Genomic DNA, 20,823 nt, shown 5'->3' with positions numbered 1-20,823 from the left:
TCGGAGATGAGTTAAAGATACACAATTTCTTTATTGATGTTTATAATTTATAAAGTGAAATTTGGAATTTATAAAAGCAGGAAAAAATAATTTACTCACCTAAAATATGTTTTTTTGAACTATATACAGTATGTAATAGTTCTTCAGCTAATGGGCTTAACGGTTTTTCAAAAAATTCATTATATACTTTTATTATATCAGGATTTTCATGAGCAAGTCTCTGTGTAACATTTTGGTCCTTGTTATAAAGTCCTGCAATTCTCTTTTGGCGAACCTTATCTGCCATAGGAATTTTAACTTTAGGTTGTCCACCACCACCAATGCAGCCTCCGCGGCAAGTCATAACTTCAACAAAATCATATTTCTTTTCTCCACTTTTTACTTTTTCAATAAGCTTCCTTGCATTAGCTGTTCCATGTACAATGGCAATGTTAATAGTATAATCACCAATTGTAACCTGTGCCTCTCTGATGCCATCCATATTACCTACGGCTTCTAGATTATATAAATCTTTTGGTGGATTTTCCTTAGTTATATAATAATAGGCTGTCCTAATAGCCGATTCCATAACTCCACCTGTAATTCCAAAGATTATACCACCACCTGAACCTCTTGATAGCAGGGAATCAAATTCTGCTCCTTGAAGAGCTTTAAAGTCTATATTGCGTTCCTTAATCCAGTTTGATAACTCTCTTACAGTAATAACATAATCCATATCACGCATGGTTTCATCATTGTAATATTTACCAGAATCATTTTTTTCAGCACGAGTGATTTCATATTTTTTTGCAGTACAAGGTGTTACAGCAACGTTCACAATCTTTTTTGGATCTATACCTGCCTTTTTTGCAAAATAGGTTTTTATAGTTGGCCCCTGCATAAGGATTGGACTTTTAGAGGATGATAAATTGTTTATAAGTTCAGGATAATATATTTCCACAAATTCAACCCAGGCTGGACAACAGCTTGTAAACTGTGGCAAAGTGCCCTTACCGCTTGTAATCCTCTGAACCAGTTCCGAAGCTTCTTCAGTTATAGTTAAATCTGCTCCGAAGGTAGTGTCAAAAACATAATCTGCTCCAAGATTTTTTAACACCGCAGCCATTTTGTCTTCAACATAAGTGCCTGGCTCCATGCCAAAGGCTTCTCCAAGTGATACGCGTACGGAAGGAGAAGTCTGAAATATAACTATTTTGTCAGGATCATTAATTGCATCTTTTACTTGTTGAACATTAGAAACTTCTGTAATTGAGTAAACAGGGCAAACATTAGCGCACTGACCACAATAAATGCAGATAGCTTTATCTCCTGTTTTCTCTAGGTCATAATGACCGTATACAGAAATCTCCTCTGTACAGACTTTTTTACATATTTTACATTTAACACAAAGCCCTTCATGTCTCATAATTGATGGATTATCTTTTTCAATTGGAACTCTAATATCTGTAAATTTGTGTTTACTATTCATTAGATTATCTGTCCTCCTTAATTATTTTATTGGATATTCTATTATTATATTATAATATTTGCATAATTTTTAATAAATTACAAGTATGAATTTGGTCTTTATGTAAAATGTTGTATTTAACAAAGAGTTTAATGGCTTTAAGCTACTGTATAAAATATTTTAAATGTTACCAGTAAATTTATATGAATGAATAGTATACCAAAAGAAATAATATACTTGTGTAGAATATTAAAGTATGATATGATAATAAATGAATTAAAGGAATATAATGGAAAAGATTGTGTGGGTAATGCTTATGAAGCTTAGGAAAGGCAACAAGAAACTTATAAGGGATATTAATAGGACTTTAATAATAAATGAAATAAGATTAAAAGGTGCAATAAGTCGTACAGATATATCTAAAAATTTAAATTTAGGATTATCTACTGTAACGAATATTGTAGAAGAATTAAAGTTTCAGAGATTTGTTCTAGAAATAGGTGAATCTAGTTCTACAGGAGGGAGAAGACCAATTCTCTTACAATTTAACTATAATTATGGATACACAATAGGAGCAAAGATAGAAGAAAATAATGTTAAAATTGTCCTTACTAATTTAAATATTGACATTATATATAAAGAAGATTTAAGCTTTTCTAAAGATTGTTCTTATGAAAACGTTATCAAAAGTATTGCTGAGAAAGTTTTTGAAATTAAAAAAGTAATACCTGAAAATAAAAGTCTTTTGGGAGTAGGTATAGCAGTATCTGGATTAATTGATCAAAATAAAGGTGAACTCATATATTCAGGAATGCTAAACTGGAAAAATATAAAGATAGCAGAAATATTGCAGCAGGATCTTAATGTGCCAGTTTATGTGGATAATAATGTGAATGCATATACATTAGCTGAGCTACTTAAAGGTAGAGGTAAAATTTTAAATAACTTCATGGTAGTAACTTATGGTGCTGGTGTAGGTGCCGGCATAGTAATAAATAACAGATTATACAGAGGAGATTTTGGAGGAGCAGGGGAACTAGGACATACTGTACTTGTTGTAGAAGGAAAAGAATGTGAGTGTGGACAGCGAGGATGCCTTGAAGCCTATGCTTCTGATAGATTTGTAGAGGAATATATAAAAGAAAATATACAATTTTATAATGAAAGTACTATAGATATAAATCAAGATTTATCCATAAAAAAAGTATATGAATATGGAAAAAAAGGAGATATGCTTGCTGTAAATACAATTAGATTATCTTCTAAGTACCTTGGATATGGGCTATTGAGTGCAGTAAATTTATTCAATCCTTCGACTATTATTTTAGCTGGAGAAGGTATGGCAGCAGAGGAGATAGTTATGCCCATAGTTAAAGATATAATAAAAAATAATTTTTTTAGAGGCCATAGTAAGAAGATAGATATAAAGGTATCAAATTTGGGAGACAATGCATATGAAATTGGTGCAGCTGCACTTGTTGTAGATGAATTGTTTCAGGCACCATTGTACTATGAAAATCAAAACAGTACCTTGGTATCTAATTAACTTCTAAAGACTTAATTCATTAAATGAATTAACAAATAATTCATTTAATAATTAAAATATACAATTATAAACAGACTTCATTTTCAGTGCTGTAAAGATCATCCACAAGGACAAATGACATGAAATTTAAAATATAATGAGAAAGGAGGTAGGATAATAGTAAAAGAAAGTATATAAGAACATATAAAAGTCTACTAATTTTCAATATACATGTTTTCAATATGTCTGAAAAAATTATCATAACAAAAAGTTGAATAATGTTGTGTATTAGTAAAAGTTATGGGGGGTAGTTCTATGATAAAAAAACAAGTGAGGAGAATTTTATGTGCAGCTGCATTAGCTGCAATCTTATCTTCTGCACGAGTAGTATATGCCAGAGATAGCCAATTTACCAGACAAGGATCTGGGCCTATGTACTGGATTACCTACGAAAACCAATGGACTAAAAATACTTATATGCCTGAGCAAAGATTAAAGGATAACATTGATTGGATGTCAAAAAACTTTTTACCTTATGGTTATAATATGGTTTCTACAGATGGGTGGATTGAAGGGGCCACCATGTTAAATAAGAATGGATATATTTTAGCACACAATGATCATTGGATAACAAACCCTATTGATATGTCTGGGGCTGGGAACAGTGATTCATCTGGAAAGTTAGTTAATGGAGATTTTGAAAATGGAGAAGCAGGGTGGCAATTTACTGGTAATGGTATGCATGGTGTAGATGCAAATGATGCTCATAATGGAAGTAAATATTGGATGTGGAGTATAGATCCTCATACAGATAGTTTAACACAAACTGTAAAAGGATTAGCAAATGGTAAGTATATATTGACTGCCTGGGCAAAATTAAAACTAGATGGAGATGCCAATTTTTCAACAGATGGAAGCAAGGCTGAAATAAGATTAGGTGAACCAGGTAAAACACCGGTAACTAAGGCTATAGAGCCATTAAAAGATGAATATGGCAATGATTGGAGATACACTCAGTATGAAGTAGAAGCAGATGTTACTAATGGGGAACTTCAAATAGAATTCTATTTAGATGCTAAGGGTTCTAATACATCACTGCAAATTGATGATGTAACATTGGAACCTGCCGGAGCAGTGACCCCAACGGTACCTATTGGAAATCAAGTGGTAAATGGTGATTTTCAAGGAAATTATAATGAGACTACAAAAACCATTGAGGGATGGAATTTCACAGGAACTGCTTTATATGGATTAAACGATGACAATGGGAACAAATCGCTATATACATTTAATCCTATGCCTCACAGTGAAACTGTCAGTCAAGCAATAAGTAAATTGCCACCAGGTAAGTACAGAATAAGCGCCAAGGCTAAAATCAAAGGCAATATGAATACTGATGGAAGTACTGCTGTGATGAGAATAAAAGGATATGATCCTTCAAATCCAAATGCAGTAGATGAAACAACTATAGATTCCATGGATTGGAAAACCTACACTAAAGACATAGATGTAACAACTTCCAGTGGTATAAATTTAGAATTTTATTATGACGCAAAGGGATATTATGGTGGACTGGATTTAGATGATGTAAGTGTAGAAGCAGTTCAAACTTCCGCTGAGTGGAAATATCCAGAAGAATTATATCCTAATGGACATACCTGGAAGACCTGGGTTGATTACGCAGCAAGCAAGGGGTTAAAATTTGGAGTCTACTATAATCCACTGTGGGTTAGTCCGGAAGTAGTAAAAAATCCAGATAAGTATACAGTAGTTGGCCACCCTGATATAAAGGTGTCAGACCTCGTAATTAAAGATTCAAATGGTGATCCTGCAGGAGGGGATAGATTTAATGGTGGACAGGGAAGTGAAAAATCTTTATATTGGTTAAATGTGGATGCTCCTGGTGCAGAAGATTTCATAAAAGGATATGTAAAATATTTTAAGGATCAAGGTGTAAGTTTCTTAAGAGTGGACTTTTTATCTTGGTATGAATCAGGTACGGATGCAGGCATAGGTAAAGTTGGAGAAGCGCATACAAGGGAGCAATATGAGAAAGCTCTAAAATGGATGAGTGAGGCCGCTGGCAATGATATGGTTTTAAGTCTTGTAATGCCTAACCTTAAAGATCATGGTGAACTTGAACGTAAATATGGAGACATGGTTAGGATTGATGAGGATGTTTTCGGAGGCGGATGGGATCACACCAGTGGACGAAGACAGACCTGGCAAGGAGAAGTATGGTCACAATGGGCAAATGCATTTCAAGGGCTTACTGGATTTTCAGATATTTCAGGGAGAGGTTCATTAATCGATGATGCAGATTTTACTAGGTTAAATACTTTTACTGGTGAATATGCTAACAATGAGAAAAAATCAGAAGTTTCTCTGTATACCATCTCCGGTGCACCTATTACCATTGCAGATCAATATGATAGCATTGGAGATAATTATAAGTATTATCAGAATTCCGAACTTATTGAGCTTAACAAACTTGGATTATCAGGCAAGCCTATTTTTAACACTAATGCACACTATAAAGACAATAAGAGTCGTGATAGTGAAAGATGGATTGGACAATTACCTGATGGAAGCTGGGTTGTAGGATTATTTAACAGATCTGATGAGCCAAAAGCTTATACCTTTGATTTCAATAAGGAATTATCACTTGCCAATGGAGGATATGTAAGAGATTTATGGGCCCACAAAGATTTAGGTCTTAAGAAAACGTTTACGATAACCCTGGATCCTCATGACTGCACCATAATTAAAGTAATTCCAGCTTCACAGACATCAAGGTATGAAGCAGAAACAGCATCTTATGAAGGAGCGCAGTTTAACGGAGCAGATTTCACAGGAGGAGCACAATTTAATAATAATCACAATGGATATTCAGGTTCTGGCTTTGTGGAAAATTTAAGTAGACCAGAAGATAAAGTAACCTTTGCAATAAGTGTTCCACAAGAAGGCGATTATAAATTAAGTCTTAAATATGCAAATGGTGGAGGCGATGCTTCTGTAAATCTCTATTCCCGTGATAAGGTATCAGGTAATACTATTGGTTCAGCAGATGTAATTTTACCAACTGTTAAAGATAGCAGTGGAAATAACACTTGGGATGTATGGGGAAGTAAAGTTCAATCCCTTAAGCTTCAAAAGGGAATTAATTTAGTCACAGTTGAAGGCAAGTCAGGTAATATTAATTTGGATTCAATTGAGTTAACTAAAGGTGAAACACCTGCTAAAATAGTAAATGGAGATTTTGAAAATGGAACTACAGCATGGACTAAGACTGGAGATGGATGGTGGGGAGTAGATTCAAATGATGCCTACCAGGGAAGCAAGCTTTATAATTATTTTCCTAGTCCAGGAGAGGCAACCATAAGTCAGAAAATAACTGGAGTAGCAGATGGTAAGTACAGGGTTACTGCCATGGTTAAATTGATGCCTCATTTGGATTCTACATTTAGTACTCCAGGAAGTTTGTGTGAGATGAAGGTAACGCAACCAGGGGCAGACCCTGTAGTGAAAAATATTGTTCCAAAAGTAATAGATCCTACAGTAAGGGATGCTAATAAAGCAACAGGTAAGCTTGATGCAGATCAATTTGCCTATGGACAATATACACTAGATGTAGATGTAACTGGTGGAGAGATGAATATAGAATTTCACACTAAAGCTGCTAAAGAAGATACTTCTCTTCAGCTAGATAATGTTTCTATTGAAAGCTTAGATAGTAATCAAGCTAACAAAGACAATAATGTGCCATTACTAAATTCAGATTTTTCAGAGGAATTTACTAATTGGAGCAGAAATGATATGGTAAACCAATCCATAAAGAAGGATAATGATAACAGTTATGCACATATTTCTGGTGATCAGGACTATAATTCTGAATTGTGGCAGTATGCAGTGCCAGGCGCTGGAACTTACACGCTGAAAGCAAAAGTTCGCAGCTCAGGAAATTTTGATGAAGCATCATTGTATACAAACTATTCAGGAGGAACTAAAAAGACAAACATTCCAGTATCCACAGATTGGACCACTATTCAAGTACCAAATATTCAGGTGGGAGCAAATGAAGTTATAAAACTAGGAGCTCTCGTAAAAGGAAAAGCTGGAAGTTCTTTAGATATTGATGATGTACAGCTTACTCAATATAATCCACAGGATTACGCAAATGTACAATTCCCAAAAAGTATAAATACAACTAATCCATATACTGTAGATGGAAAGGGAGTTATATTTAATTTTCAGGGAAATCCTAAAGTTAAAATAGATTTTGTAAAGGATGACGTTGCAAGAGTATGGATGGAGCCTTCAGGGATTTTCCAAAAAGATAAATCTTACGTGGTAAACAATGAGGATGCAATTTCTAAACCTACAGTAACTGACAGTGGAGAATATATTAAATTGCAAACACCAAAGCTTACTGTAAGAGTATATAAAAATCCATTTAAAATAGCTTATTATGATGCCTCAAATACAAAACTTATTACTGAAGAAAGTGATAAGGGTGGGCTGGGCTATAATGGTGATACTGCTGTATATGAAAATATGAAGATGTATCCGGATGAACATTTTTACGGCCTTGGAATGGATAGAGATACACCGGCAGACTTAGATCAAAGAGGTAAAAAGGTTGTAATGAAAAATAATATGGTAAGCGGAGATAAGGATGGAAATGTATCTGATATTTCGGGAACTTTCCTTAGCAGTACAAAGGGTTATGGTATTTATTTTGATAATACCTATCAGAATACAACTTTTGATATGGGTACCACAGATCCAAATAATTATTCCTTCAGTTCACCAAATGGAGAATTATTATACTATTTTATGAACGGGGATAACTTAAATAATACAATGAAGGATTATTCAGACCTTACAGGTAAGGCACCAATTCCTCCAAAATGGGCACTGGGATATATTCAATCCAAGTTTGGATATAAGAGTTGGGATGAAGTAAATAATGTGGTAGATACCTTTAGAAGTAAACACATTCCAGTGGATGGCATAGTACTAGATGCGTACTGGGCAGCACAGAATCACTATTTTGATTTTACCTGGTCAGATCAGTTTAAAAATCCTAAATCAGCTTTGGATGCGCTTGCTGCCAAAGGTGTAAAGGTTTCAAATATTGTAGATCCATATGTTCAGGTGACTTCAAACCTCTTTGAAGAAGGAAAGAAAAAAGGTTATTTTGTAAAGGATACTTCAGGAAATACTATTTATTATGATGCATGGTATGGAAAAGCTGGGTTAATAGATTATACAAATCCAGAGGCTGCAAAATGGTACACTGATCATGCAAAAGAGCTGCGTGATGATGGTGTTAAGGGGTGGTGGATTGATTTAAATGAACCGGAAACAGCCACAGATCCGTTAAAGGATCAGTTTAATGGTGGAAATGCTGACAAAATTAAAAATGTATATGCTTTAGAAGAAGCTAAATCATTTTATGAGGGCCAGAGGAATTATACAGGGGATAGAGTATGGTCACTATCAAGATCTGGATTCTCAGGTATTCAAGAGTATGGTACAACGGTATGGTCAGGAGATGTTAATGCTACCTGGGAGGCATTTAGTCATAACTTAGAACTTGGATTAAGTGCTGGAATGTCTGGAATACCTTATTTTACAAATGATACAGGAGGATTTAGACAGGGTCCGCCAAGTGCAGAATTATATACAAGATGGATGCAGGCATCTGCCTTCATGCCAGTGTTTAGGGCTCATGGAGATGACAGTGCAAATAATGGTGCCGGTGAAAGAGAACCATGGCAATTTGGGCCTCAATCAGAAACTATCGTAACACAGGCAATTAGGCAGAGATATGAGCTGCTTCCTTATATTTATGCTGCGGCAAAACAGACCAGTGAAGACAATACTCCAATAATGAGGGCTTTGGCATCAGATTATACAGATGACTCCAATGTATCAAATATAACGGATCAATGGATGTTTGGATCTTCTATGATGATAGCTCCAGTACATGAAGCAGGAGCAACATCTAGAAATGTATATCTTCCACAAGGTAACTGGTATGACTGGAATGATTCCACTAAAAAGTATACTGGTAAACAGAGCATAAATTATTCAGCTCCACTAGATAAGGTACCTGTATTTGTAAAGGAAGGTTCCATTATACCTATGGGTCAGGATGTGGACTATGTAGGACAAAAACCAGATGATTATATAAATTTAAAAGTATATCCAAATTCTTCAGGAGAACAAACTAAGTTCTCATTGTACGAAGATGATGGAAATAGCTATAGTTATGAAAATAATCAATCTGCAACTACAGACATTACAGCTAAAAAAGAGAATAATACCATAAATTTAAATATTGCAGCTATAAAAGGGGATTACCAAGGAAAAGTACAAAATAGAGTGTGGGCAGCACAGGTTAAAGTGGACTCAATAGGTCAGGATATTAAAAAGGTAAAACGTAATAGTGTAGTTCTAAAAAGAGTTGATTTCATGGATAAACTCAATGCAGGTAGTGATGTTTGGTATTATGATAGCAATGCAAAAATAGTGTATATAAGAAGTAGCAAATTATCTACAGCTGAAGCTCAAAATTTTGGTATTGAGAGTTCTTCAAAAAATTCTTCTGACAGTTCACAGAACAATGTACCTACAAAGGACACTGGAAGCACACAAAATAATGCAAATGATGACAATCTAGTTACAAGTCAGAGGATAAGTGATGATAACAGATATGAAGCTGCTGTAAACGTTTCTAAAATTGGGTGGAAAGATGGATCTGACTATGTAGTGATTGTAAATGATCAGGATTTTGCAGATGCACTTTGTGCAACTTCTTTAGCTAAGAAATACAATGCTCCAATACTTTTAACAGGTAATAATAAATTATCACAGAATACTAAAGATGAAATTGAAAGGCTAAAGGCTAAACATGTAGTGGTAATTGGAGGAGATAAAATTGTTTCAGAGAAGATAATAGACAGCATAAAAAATTCACTTAAGGTAAAACCGGATGTTAAAAGAATATTTGGAAAGGATAGGTTTGAAACTTCTGTAAAAGTGGCAGAAGAGCTTGGTAACAGTGATAAAATAATTTTAATCAATGGAGATGATTATGCAGATGAACTGTATGTTTCATCGGCAGCGGCTGTTAAGAGTATACCTATATTGTTAACAGATAAAGATAAGATTCCAGATAGTGTTAATAAATTTATAACTGAAAAGAAACCGTCAACTGCCTATATAATAGGACCTGAAGATGCTGTGAATAAAAAAGTTGAAGAGTCAGTTAATAAGCTGCTTCCTAGTCCATCAATAAGACTTGCAGGAAGTAATAGTTATGATACAAATTTAAAAATACTGAAAGAATTTGAAAATGACATTAAGTATGACAATGTATTCCTAGCTTCACCATATATAAATAAGAATGATGAATTTTGGAAAGCACTCTCAGCATCAGCTTTAGCAGCTAAAAAATCAGCACCAATAATATTATTAGATAAGAATATTCCTAAGGTAACTGAAGAATACATTAAAGATAAAATTAAAAATAATAGTGTTATTATTGCAGTTGGAGATAAAAAGGTGATTCCAGATAATATTATTGAAAAATTAATAGATTATTTGAAGAGTAAGAATAATACACAACAATGATATGCCTTTAATAGAATAATGATAGGTTTTTAACAAGTTTTTCTTTGAAAGATGCCATTATGCTTTTTATAATGGCATCTTTTGCAGTTGATTTTTATGTATTATCATGGGATTTAATTAATTTTTATTTAGGATAAAATCTAATCTTTTCATAGATGTTTTATTAATCTAGGAAAATATAATGTGCCCTCTTTTCATGAGGAGAATTTAAATTTTTCTCACATCAAAGGTAATGCCATATTTCCTACCTTTTTGAAACTCTACTACCAAAAAGTAACTTCTTTTTTTTATAAATTAAGAAGCTTATACTAATACTTGTGTTAATAATATAAAAATTAATAATTAAAAGGCATTAGTAAAAGGGGGAAATAAGCAAGATGAATAGATTTACTATACCAAGGGATGTTTATTTTGGAGATAATGCTATAGAGTATTTAAAATCAGTAAAGGGAACTAAGGCTATACTGGTTATTGGATCCAAGAGATTAATAAAGGATGGAACAGTTCCAAAAATACAGGAGCTATTAAAAGAAGCTGATATTGATACGGAAGTATTTTCAGGTGTTGAAAATGACCCTTCAGTTGCCACTGTTAAAAAAGGTGTTGAAAAAATGTCCCAATTTAATCCAGATTTAATAATTAGTATTGGGGGCGGGTCACCAATAGATGCTGCCAAGGCAATGTGGATATTTTATGAATATCCAAATCTTACATTTGAAGATGCTTCTAAACCATTTAGCTTACCAGAGCTTAGAAAAAAGGCAAAATTTATAGCTATACCAACTACCAGTGGTACAGGCTCAGAAGTTACTTCCTTTTCAGTAATAACTGATAATGAAACAGGAATTAAGTATCCAATAGCTGACTATAATTTAACTCCAGATGTGGCTATAGTTGATACTGATTTAGTCCAAAGTATGCCTAAAGCACTAATTGCCAACACTGGAATGGATGCCTTAACTCATGCTTTTGAGGCTTATGTTTCAAAAGCTAGAAATCCAATAACTGATGGTTTAGCTATGAAATCAATAGAAATGATTGTGAACAATGTGGTTAACTCATTTAATGGAGAAAAGCAATCCAGAAAAGATATGCATATAGCTCAGTGCTTAGCTGGTATGGCATTTTCTAATGCAATACTTGGAATTGTTCATTCTATGGCCCATAAATCAGGAAAAATATTCAATGTTCCTCATGGACGTTTAAATGGAATATATTTACCTCTTGTTATAAAATTTAATGCTAAAAAAGCTGGAGAAGCCTATGCTGACATAGCTAAAAGATTGGGGCTAAAGGGGGAAACAACAGATGAATTAGTTCAATCACTAATTCAGCTGGTTAAAGATCTTAGAGCCTCTATGAATATGCCTATAACTTTAAAAGAATATGGTATATCAGAAGAAAACTTTAAGGATAATTTAGATGAAATCTCCAAGGCAGCAGTAAAAGATCCATGTACAGGTACAAATCCAAGAGAAATATCTGCCAAGGAAATGAAAGAATTATTTGAAGCTGCTTATTATGGAACAGCAGTTAACTTCTAAAATTTAATGGGAGTAAAAAACTCCCCTTGAATCTTCTATAAGTTTGTGTATATAAAAGATTAAAACTAATTATATATTAAGTATATCTTGTGAATGGATGGCTTAAAATGACTTTTATAGTTATTTTAAAGGCTATCCTTTTTTATATTGAAAAAATTTAACTGGATACATCATGTAAATGCGTAAAATTATTTATAAAATGCTTTCCCCATTTATCCATTGATTTTAAAATGGGAATCAAGTCTGTTCCTATTTTGGTAAGTGAATATTCAACCATAGGAGGAACTTGATTATAGATAGTTTTATTCACTAATCCATTTTCATTTAGATCTCGTAATTGTTGTGATAACATTTTTTGAGTTATTTCTGGAATTAATCTTTTAAATTCATTAAATCTGATAACTTTGTGCTCACTGAGATTCAAAAGAATAAGTACTTTCCATTTTCCACTTAAAACTTCTAATGTAACTTCAACTTCACTTTTATAATTGCTGCAACTAATTTTATTTAATCTATCTTTTGGCATATTTTCACTTCCCTTTAACATTTCAAAAATTTAATAAAAGTATTAATAATATATGCTCTAACTAAAATTATATCATTAAAATTCATATCTATGAATTTGTTTTTTATAGACATTTAGTAATGATTATTAAATTTTTGTGTATTATATAATCAAATTTTAAAAATTAATTTCCGTTTTAGATGGAATAAAAACTTCACCTTATGACAAGAAATATGTTTGTAAATGAATATGGAGAGGTGAATAAATTTAAATTAAAAAGTATATAAAAAAATGTGTTATAGTAATATTAATATATAGATAAATTTATTGAATATAATTAAATTAATAGTGAGGGGATTTGAAATGAATAAATGCTTTGTTAAAAACTCAACAGGTGTACTAAAAAAGGTGTTATTATGTCCTCCTGACTATATGAAACTTCAGCCCATCAATGTTATAGCAGAAAAATGGATTAAAGAAAATAATGAGTTAAGTATAAAAAATTGTATTAGAGAACATAAAGACTTAATAAAGGCTTATGCGGAAAACGGAGTGGAAGTAGTTTTAATGGAGCCGGATAAAAATATGACTAACCAAGTCTTTGCAAGGGATTTTGGAGCTTGTATAAGAGAAGGATATATCCTTGGAAAATTTAAGGAACCTATTAGACGAGAAGAGACAGAAGCTTATAGAAAAAAGCTGGAGGAATTAGTGGTTCCCTGTGTTGCTAAAGTTACAAAAGGTTTTTTTGAAGGTGGAGATTTCTGGTTTCTAGATGATAATACTTTAGCAATAGGAGTAGTGGCAAGAACTGACAAAGCTGGAATACAAGATATACGAGAACAGATTGGTGGATATGGTTATAGTATAATACCTGTAAAATGTCCAAAAGAAAATCTTCATTTAGATATGTGTTTTAATATCGTAGAGGAAAAGTTAGCTGTAGTATGTAAGCAAGCTCTTCCTGATAGTTTTATCAATATTTTAGAAGAAAGAAAATTTTCTTTAATTGAGATTACTCAAGAGGAAGTTTTTAAACTGCATTGCAATTTACAGGCTTTAGGGAATGGAAGGGTAATATCTCTTAAATCCAACAGGGAAGTAAACAATAAACTCAGAACTTATGGAATCAATGTAATAGAATTGGAGTTAAATGAAATTCTTAAAAATGGAGGAGGTCCACATTGTATGACTTTCCCGTTAGAGAGAATATAAGTTAAATTTATCCGATGACTAGCCGCTGTAACACTCCATCTTCTAAAGGTGGAGGAGATAACATCGGCACGTCCCTGGATAATTCATCTAAACTCAGTGGGAATACAAACTCCAACTGAGTAAGATTCATTGATAATTAAAAGGCACTAGGAAGTTCATAAAATTGAATTTCCCAGTGTTTTTATTATTTTTAAATCAATTATAAATATAGTTTTAGAATCTGTAAAATCCATGGAATAAATGTTAACAATAGTGGATTGTAATAAATACAATAAAGTAAGAGGGTAGTTCATCTAAAATGAGTGCCGGTGTAGTAGAGACACTCATTTTTAATAAAATTTCATACGTATATAATGACCTTTTGAGAGGTGATTTTAGTTTGGATAATTTATTTAAAGAGATAGAGAAATTAACATTGGAATTAGTGAATATACCAAGTATTAATGGTACCCAAGGTGAGAGGGAAATAAGCCATAAAATAATTAAATATATAGAGGATATTGAGTATTTTAAGAGGCATAAAGAATATGTTTTTAAAGTTCCTCTTAAGGAGGATCCCTATGGTAGAGTGAATGTTTTTGCATTGTTAAGAGGAGAAAAAAGTTCTTCAAATAAAACTATAATTTTACATGGACATGTAGATACTGTAGGAGTAGAAGACTTTGGAAGTTTATCAGAATATGCTTTTCACAGTGAAAAGCTCGAGAAAAAATTAAAGGAATTAGATCTACCTGAAGAGATAAAAAATGATTTAAATACTGATGGCTGGATATTTGGAAGAGGAGCTGCAGATATGAAAAGCGGTGTAGCTGTTCATATGGCAGTACTTAAAAAATTATCTGAAGATTATAAAAATTTTAATGGAAATATTTTGTTCATGGCAAATCCTGTAGAGGAGAATCAACATACTGGTATAATTGAAGCTTTAGATACTTTAACTTATTTAAAAGAAAAATATAATTTGGAATATACTCTAGCAATAAATAATGACTATATTTGTCCTTTATATCCAGGTGATAATACAAAATATATTTATACTGGTGTAGTAGGTAAAGTTCTTCCCTGCTTTTATATTGTAGGAAAAGAAACTCATGTTGGACAGTGCTTTGAAGGATTAAATCCTAATCTCATAGCATCGGAAATAATAAAGAATATAGATTTAAATACAGATTTATGTGATGAATATAAAGGGGAATATACTCTTCCACCTACAGTGCTAAAATATAGAGATTTAAAAATAAATTACAATGTACAAACACCTTTTGCATCTTTTATTTATTTCAACTATTTTATTCATAATGCTTCTATTAGTGAAATTACAGATACTTTAAAGAATATATCAAAGCAATCCTTTAATAACGTAATCGATCATGTTAATAAAAGTTATAAAAAATTTTGTGACTTAACAAACCAAAAATACAAAGCCATTGATTATAAGGCTAATGTGATTACCTATGCAGACCTATATGAAAAAGTAAAAAATAAATGTGGTGATAAATTGGATGGTATAATACAGAATTTAGCTGAAGATTTATCCAAGAAAAATATGGACATAAGAGAAATATGTCTTGCCGTAGTAGAAAAGTTTTGGGAAATGAATGGAGAGAAAATACCTTCTATTGTGTTATTCTTTGCACCACCTTATTGTCCTCATAATACACTAAAAAGTGAAGAAAAGGCTGAAAATAATATTATAGAGAAGCTTACAGAGTGTATAAAAAAAATTGAGAAAGAAAGTAATGAAAAATTTAAAATGCTTCAGTTCTTTCCCAGTTTATCTGACAGCAGCTATTTGAAAATTGATGATAGTGTTAGTTCTTTGCAGTGTTTAATAAATAATCTTCCTGGTTGGAAACAGCTGTATAGCATTCCGGTTGATAAAATAAAAAATTTAAATATACCTGCCATTAACTATGGATGCTATGGTAAGGATGCCCATAAGTGGACAGAAAGAGTATATAAACCTTATTCCTTTGATATCCTGCCAAAACTGATTTTGTCAACGGTAGATAAATTTTTAAATGATTAAGGTATACAAAAAAATGATGAAACTCTTAGCACAACAAAAGCAGATATTGTAATGAAAGAAGATTGAAAGCACTATAAAGAAAGGTGATACATTGTGGAGAGTAGATTTATTTCAAAAAAACATTCTAATAATGTAAATACTGTTATGTTTGATTCATTACCGATTTTAAAGCAGGATAAAGAAATAATAAATTTAGGCATAGGTGTTCCAGATTTTATAACTCCTAAGATTATAATTGAAAAGGCTTTTCATGATGCCATAAATGGTTATACCAGGTATACAGAGCCTACGGGAGATTCTGAATTTATTAATGAGATAATAAAATTTTATTCTGATGAGTACAATTATAATTTTACAGAAAAAGAAGTAATGGCAGTAGTAGGTGCCTGCCATGGAATTTATCTGGTTTTGCAGGCAATTATAGATGAAGGCGACGAGGTAATAATTCATGAGCCCTATTTTACACCTTATAGAGAACAGATAAAACTTGTTGGAGGTAAAAGTGTTATTTTAAAAACAGTAGAAGAAGATAATTTTAACATTAATATAGATAAGTTGAAATCAATAATAACTAAAAAAACAAAAGCTATAATCTTAAATTCTCCTAATAATCCCACAGGAGCTTTTTTTGACAGAAAATTGCTTGAGAAAATAGCAGAAGTAGCTATAGAAAATGATTTAATGGTAATATCAGATGAGGTTTATTATAGTTTTACTTATACAGAAAAGTTTTGTCCTATTGCTTCCATACCGAGAATGAAGGAGAGAACAATAACTGTTGGAAGCTTCTCTAAAGGCTATGCTATGTCAGGTTGGAGAATTGGTTATGTTATTGCTCCGGACTTCTTAATAGATTGTATAAAAAATATTAATGAGAATATATGCTATACAGCCCCTTCTATTTCACAGAGAGCAGCTTTACATGCTTTGAGAATGGGAAAACAGGTACAATCTGAAATTATAGAAGAATTTAAAAGAAGAATGTTCTACTCCTATGAGAAAATTAATAAAATAAATGGACTAAGTGTGCTTGCCCCCAAAGGAGGAATATATGATTTTGTCAATATAAAAAATACTGGCATGGACTCAAAAAAATTTTCAAATTTTATAGCCAGAGAGACTAATGTTATTGTGATACCTGGAACTTCTTTTGGAGAGAGTGGAGAGGGCTATGTGAGAATAGCCTGTGTTGTTGGTATTGAGAAGCTTAAGGAGGCTTTTGAAAGAATTGACGAGGCCATAAATTAAAGTATATATGGAAATAAGGCATATGAAAATAAATAACAAGTCAATATATATTTGGTATCTTTGACTTGTTATTTATTTACCATGTCCAAGTTGATATACAGAGATGTAAATTAACTTATTTTTAAGTTTACTGTTAAAGTATTATTTTTACATTTATATCTTGAACACTATAAGTATTTATTTTGGGATTTAAAGATATATAGTAATAGCCTCATATGATATAATATTAATATAATTTATATTGTAGGTTATGGCTAAAAGATTAATCTTTAGTTATTTATGTCATTGCGATTAATATTAAGATTTTAAAGGGGAATAGCTTATATGGACAGAAAAATGATATTTTTTGATATTGATGGAACTATAGTAACTGAAGGAACTCATATATGTCCTGAAAGTACTATAAATGCAATAAAAAAGGCTCGTGAAAATGGACACTTAACTTTTATTAATACTGGAAGAACTTATTTTAATGTAACTGAAGATATACGCAGCATAGGTTTTGATGGGTATATCTGTGGATGTGGAACTTATATTAATCATGAGGACAAGGTGCTTTTACATAGATCTATAATACATGAAGATTGTGTTGATATTGTAAAAAAACTTCGTCAATATAAAGTTCAGGCACTTTTTGAGGGATTAAACAATATATTTTTTGACCATACAGAACCTGCTACTGGATACATTGCTGTTCTAAAGGATGAATTTGGGGCAAGAGGCTTTGATGTATCAAAATCCTGGGACGACCCTAATATTGAATTTGATAAATTTGTAGTTTGGATAGATGAAAATAGTGATTATGAAAGTTTTTATTCCTATATAACTAAGAAATATGATTATATTGATAGAGGAAAGGGCTTTGGAGAAATTGTTCCTAAAGGATATTCAAAAGCAACGGGAATTCAATATCTACAAAAACATTTTAATATACCTTTAAATAATTGTTATGCTATTGGAGATAGTACTAATGATTTACCAATGCTTAAATATGTTGATAATAGCATTGCCATGGGTAATAGTACTCCACTTTTATTTGACTCTGTATCCTTTGTTACAAAAGATATAGAAGAAGACGGAATTGAATACGCACTAAAGCACTATGGAATTATATAGTAAACTTTGTTATAATATATCATTGTGAAAGGAGGCGAAATTAATTGCTAAATAATGATATAGTAAAATATACCTATAATTCACAAAATTCAGCTTTTTTGATTCAAGAAGATCAAATAAAAGAAGTTAAGGATAATGAATTAATTAATAATATAAAAAGTACGGATGGTTTTGTTAAATATAAAAAGCAAGATGATATAATTTTTTATGTTAAATATGAAATTGAAGAAGTTACAGTAGATGAGAAAAATAATTTATTGATTTTTGTGCACCCCAATGAAACTAATGTGCCTGAAAATAGTAAGGATATTGATATAGATAAATTTATTTTTGAAGATTAAATACAAAGGGCTTAAGTTGGTCTTGTAAAAAGCTGTATCGCAATCCATAGATATGCATTGTGATACAGCTTCTTTAAAATCGTACATTTTAAAAGGCTACAGTTAATTTTTATTATGTTTTAAATCATATAATTCCACAGAATTTGACCTGCCGAAGAAATTATTGAAATTTCCATATTGTGAATTATTTGAGTTTTCCCATTCACTTTTAGGTACAATTTTTCCATTTTGTGCAATCCAATTCATTAAATCATTGTTTGAGTTGTTTCCCATAAATCCATAAGATTCCATATTTCTTCCTGAACCAGAATTTACTATAGCATACCTTATAGCTCCATTATCAACTAATTGTTTAAATTTATCTACAGTAATAATTTTATCAGATCCGCTAAAACCTCCAATAGTCATTACTGGATCACCGGTTTCAAGTATTAAATCTGAACCGTAAGACATGGCAGAGGGAACTGCCACAAGATATTTTTCATTTGTTTTGTTAGTTTCTAAAAAGTTTATGAGTTTTGAATCATTGGTTACACCTGAATTTCTGCCTTGATTATTATGTGCAAGTTCTAAGCCGGCAGAGGGGCTGCTGCCATTCATCTTGTAAAATATAGGAGTAAATGACCAAACAGTAGGAGCGATTAAAATAGCTATAAAAGCCATAGTCACTGCTATTCTACTTACTAATAAAGATTTTTTGTAGTTTATTTTGTTCTTATGGACAAAAATATTATTTATTATCAATATTATGAAGGATATAACACTTAAGATTGCTGTTATTAATATTATTATCTTATATCCGTTAGAGCTGGTATAGTTATAGGATAAAATGCGTATTTCAATAAGGGCATTGATAATAAATGCTATTGGTAAAAACCAGGAATTCCACTTATGTTTTTTATAGAATCTCCACATAGAGGATAGTCCAATTCCAACTAGAGCAGCAATAGATGGCGCCATGGTTGTCAAATAATAAGTATGAGTTATATTTCTTACAAAGCTAAAATATATAAACTCAGTTAATAGCCATACAGACCATAAAATTAATGATAATTTTTGACCGCTATTAAAGGGAAACTTGAAAGCTCCATTTAATATTAATGCCAAAACTCCAATTATGGCAAAGGAAAGAAGCCAGCCTATTTGATCTGACATATTATTATTGGAAAATAATCTAATAATACTTGAATTGGAAGAATTCCTCATATTACCGTATTGACCTTGCATATACCCATTTGATCTATTAATAGATTGATCATTTTTACGGTTAATTCTATTGAATCCGTTTTTATTATCTGATATATTTCTTATTGTTCTTTGAGGTCTAGCATTATTTCCGTTAATTCCACTACCTAAACCTACTCTTTGCAAACCATTATGGCCAACTATAAGTTCCATAACTGTGTTATTTGTACTGCTGCCTACAAAGGGTCTGTTATTTGCAGGTACTAAATCTACAATTATTGCCCAGGAAAGGGATATTATTAAAAGGATAATTGTACCTAAGATCAGGTGTTTAATTTTCTTTTTAAAAGTTATGGTGGAAGATAGGAAATAGGTTAGATATACTGCAGGTGCTACCATGTATGCTTCCACCATTTTTATATTAAAGCCTATAGCTATAGAGATCAGGCTTAATACAAGAAATTTAAACTTTCCATTTTCACTAGCTTTGAGAATAGCTAAACATGCTAATAATGAAGTTATGAGAAGTAAATTATCTATGGTATTGTTTCTGCCTGCTGCTACAGTTATTGGGGTTACTGCAAGACACAGAGCTGAAATTAATCCCGCTAAAGTACCAAAATATTTTTTTATAATATAATATATAAGTAGTACTGATAATACTCCGGCAACAGCCTGAGGAAGTATTATACTCCAACCGCTAAATCCAAAAATTTTTGCAGATATGGTCTGAAGCCAAAATCCAACAGGTGGTTTATCAATAGTTACAAAGCCAGAGGGGTCAAAGGATGCGAAAAAGAAATTTTTAAGATTCATCATCATGCTTTTTACACCAGCAGCATAAAAAGTATTAGCATATCCTTCTATACTTAAATTAACAAAATTTAATACTATAGATAAAATTAAAATTAGTAATATTCCCAAAGTGCTTCTTTTAAATTTGACTCTTTTTTCCAAATGAATGTCCTCCTTAACTAAATATCTGTAAGTTGTAAAATAAAAAATTTATTAATTGAGTACAAATCTA

11 protein-coding genes are annotated in these 20,823 nt (G+C 31.8%); 8 read left to right on the top strand and 3 right to left on the bottom strand.

The annotated features are described in order from the left end of the window. Positions 1–91: 91 nt before the first annotated feature. Positions 92–1,468, bottom strand: coding sequence for a [FeFe] hydrogenase, group A (locus ABF633_RS15990; RefSeq protein ID WP_415524888.1), 1,377 nt, complete (start codon positions 1,466–1,468; stop codon positions 92–94). 295 nt (positions 1,469–1,763) lie between these two features. Here ABF633_RS15990 and ABF633_RS15985 point away from each other — a divergent pair, with 295 nt between their 5' ends. The 3 genes from ABF633_RS15985 (at position 1,764) to ABF633_RS15975 (ending at position 12,157) form a co-directional block, all read left to right on the top strand. Next, positions 1,764–2,993, top strand: coding sequence for an ROK family protein (locus tag ABF633_RS15985; RefSeq protein ID WP_415524887.1), 1,230 nt, complete (start codon positions 1,764–1,766; stop codon positions 2,991–2,993). A 294-nt stretch (positions 2,994–3,287) separates the two neighbouring features. After that, the gene (locus ABF633_RS15980; protein ID WP_415524886.1) at positions 3,288–10,613 is read left to right on the top strand and encodes a TIM-barrel domain-containing protein; all 7,326 of its coding nucleotides are present in this window, start codon (positions 3,288–3,290) and stop codon (positions 10,611–10,613) included. Between the two features lie 377 nt (positions 10,614–10,990). After that, the gene (locus ABF633_RS15975; protein WP_415524885.1) at positions 10,991–12,157 is read left to right on the top strand and encodes an iron-containing alcohol dehydrogenase; all 1,167 of its coding nucleotides are present in this window, start codon (positions 10,991–10,993) and stop codon (positions 12,155–12,157) included. Between the two features lie 157 nt (positions 12,158–12,314). Here ABF633_RS15975 and ABF633_RS15970 read toward each other — a convergent pair whose 3' ends face one another. Continuing rightward, positions 12,315–12,683, bottom strand: a complete 369-nt coding sequence (locus ABF633_RS15970; RefSeq protein ID WP_415524889.1) for a winged helix-turn-helix transcriptional regulator — start codon at positions 12,681–12,683, stop codon at positions 12,315–12,317. Between the two features lie 342 nt (positions 12,684–13,025). Between ABF633_RS15970 and ABF633_RS15965 the strand changes: the two genes are divergently transcribed. The 5 genes from ABF633_RS15965 (at position 13,026) to ABF633_RS15945 (ending at position 18,611) form a co-directional block, all read left to right on the top strand. Beyond that, entirely contained in the window at positions 13,026–13,877 is an 852-nt protein-coding gene (locus tag ABF633_RS15965) for a dimethylarginine dimethylaminohydrolase family protein (RefSeq protein ID WP_415524884.1), read from the top strand. Between the two features lie 379 nt (positions 13,878–14,256). Then, entirely contained in the window at positions 14,257–15,906 is a 1,650-nt protein-coding gene (locus ABF633_RS15960) for a M20/M25/M40 family metallo-hydrolase (protein WP_415524883.1), read from the top strand. Between the two features lie 93 nt (positions 15,907–15,999). Beyond that, the gene (locus tag ABF633_RS15955; protein WP_415524882.1) at positions 16,000–17,154 is read left to right on the top strand and encodes a pyridoxal phosphate-dependent aminotransferase; all 1,155 of its coding nucleotides are present in this window, start codon (positions 16,000–16,002) and stop codon (positions 17,152–17,154) included. Between the two features lie 324 nt (positions 17,155–17,478). Further along, positions 17,479–18,270, top strand: coding sequence for an HAD family hydrolase (locus ABF633_RS15950; RefSeq protein WP_415524881.1), 792 nt, complete (start codon positions 17,479–17,481; stop codon positions 18,268–18,270). A 44-nt stretch (positions 18,271–18,314) separates the two neighbouring features. Then, entirely contained in the window at positions 18,315–18,611 is a 297-nt protein-coding gene (locus tag ABF633_RS15945; RefSeq protein WP_415524880.1) for a hypothetical protein, read from the top strand. Between the two features lie 102 nt (positions 18,612–18,713). Here the strand turns inward: ABF633_RS15945 and ABF633_RS15940 are convergent, their stop codons facing one another. Beyond that, positions 18,714–20,753 (bottom strand): glycosyltransferase family 39 protein, encoded by a 2,040-nt coding sequence (locus ABF633_RS15940; protein ID WP_415524879.1) that lies wholly within the window; start codon positions 20,751–20,753, stop codon positions 18,714–18,716. Positions 20,754–20,823 lie beyond the last annotated feature (70 nt).

The organism is Clostridium sp., assembly GCF_047718555.1.
Taxonomy (GTDB): Bacteria; Bacillota; Clostridia; order Clostridiales; family Clostridiaceae; genus Clostridium_I.
Note: the sequence above shows the minus strand (reverse complement) of the source record. Positions and strands in the feature narration are given on the sequence as shown.

Excerpts from the sequence above, each read along its gene's own strand:
- ABF633_RS15990 (WP_415524888.1), bottom strand. The coding sequence starts at position 1,468 with ATGAATAGTAAACACAAATTTACAGATATTAGAGTTCCAATTGAAAAA.
- ABF633_RS15985 (WP_415524887.1), top strand. The coding sequence starts at position 1,764 with ATGAAGCTTAGGAAAGGCAACAAGAAACTTATAAGGGATATTAATAGG.
- ABF633_RS15980 (WP_415524886.1), top strand. The coding sequence starts at position 3,288 with ATGATAAAAAAACAAGTGAGGAGAATTTTATGTGCAGCTGCATTAGCT.
- ABF633_RS15975 (WP_415524885.1), top strand. The coding sequence starts at position 10,991 with ATGAATAGATTTACTATACCAAGGGATGTTTATTTTGGAGATAATGCT.
- ABF633_RS15970 (WP_415524889.1), bottom strand. The coding sequence starts at position 12,683 with ATGCCAAAAGATAGATTAAATAAAATTAGTTGCAGCAATTATAAAAGT.
- ABF633_RS15965 (WP_415524884.1), top strand. The coding sequence starts at position 13,026 with ATGAATAAATGCTTTGTTAAAAACTCAACAGGTGTACTAAAAAAGGTG.
- ABF633_RS15950 (WP_415524881.1), top strand. The coding sequence starts at position 17,479 with ATGGACAGAAAAATGATATTTTTTGATATTGATGGAACTATAGTAACT.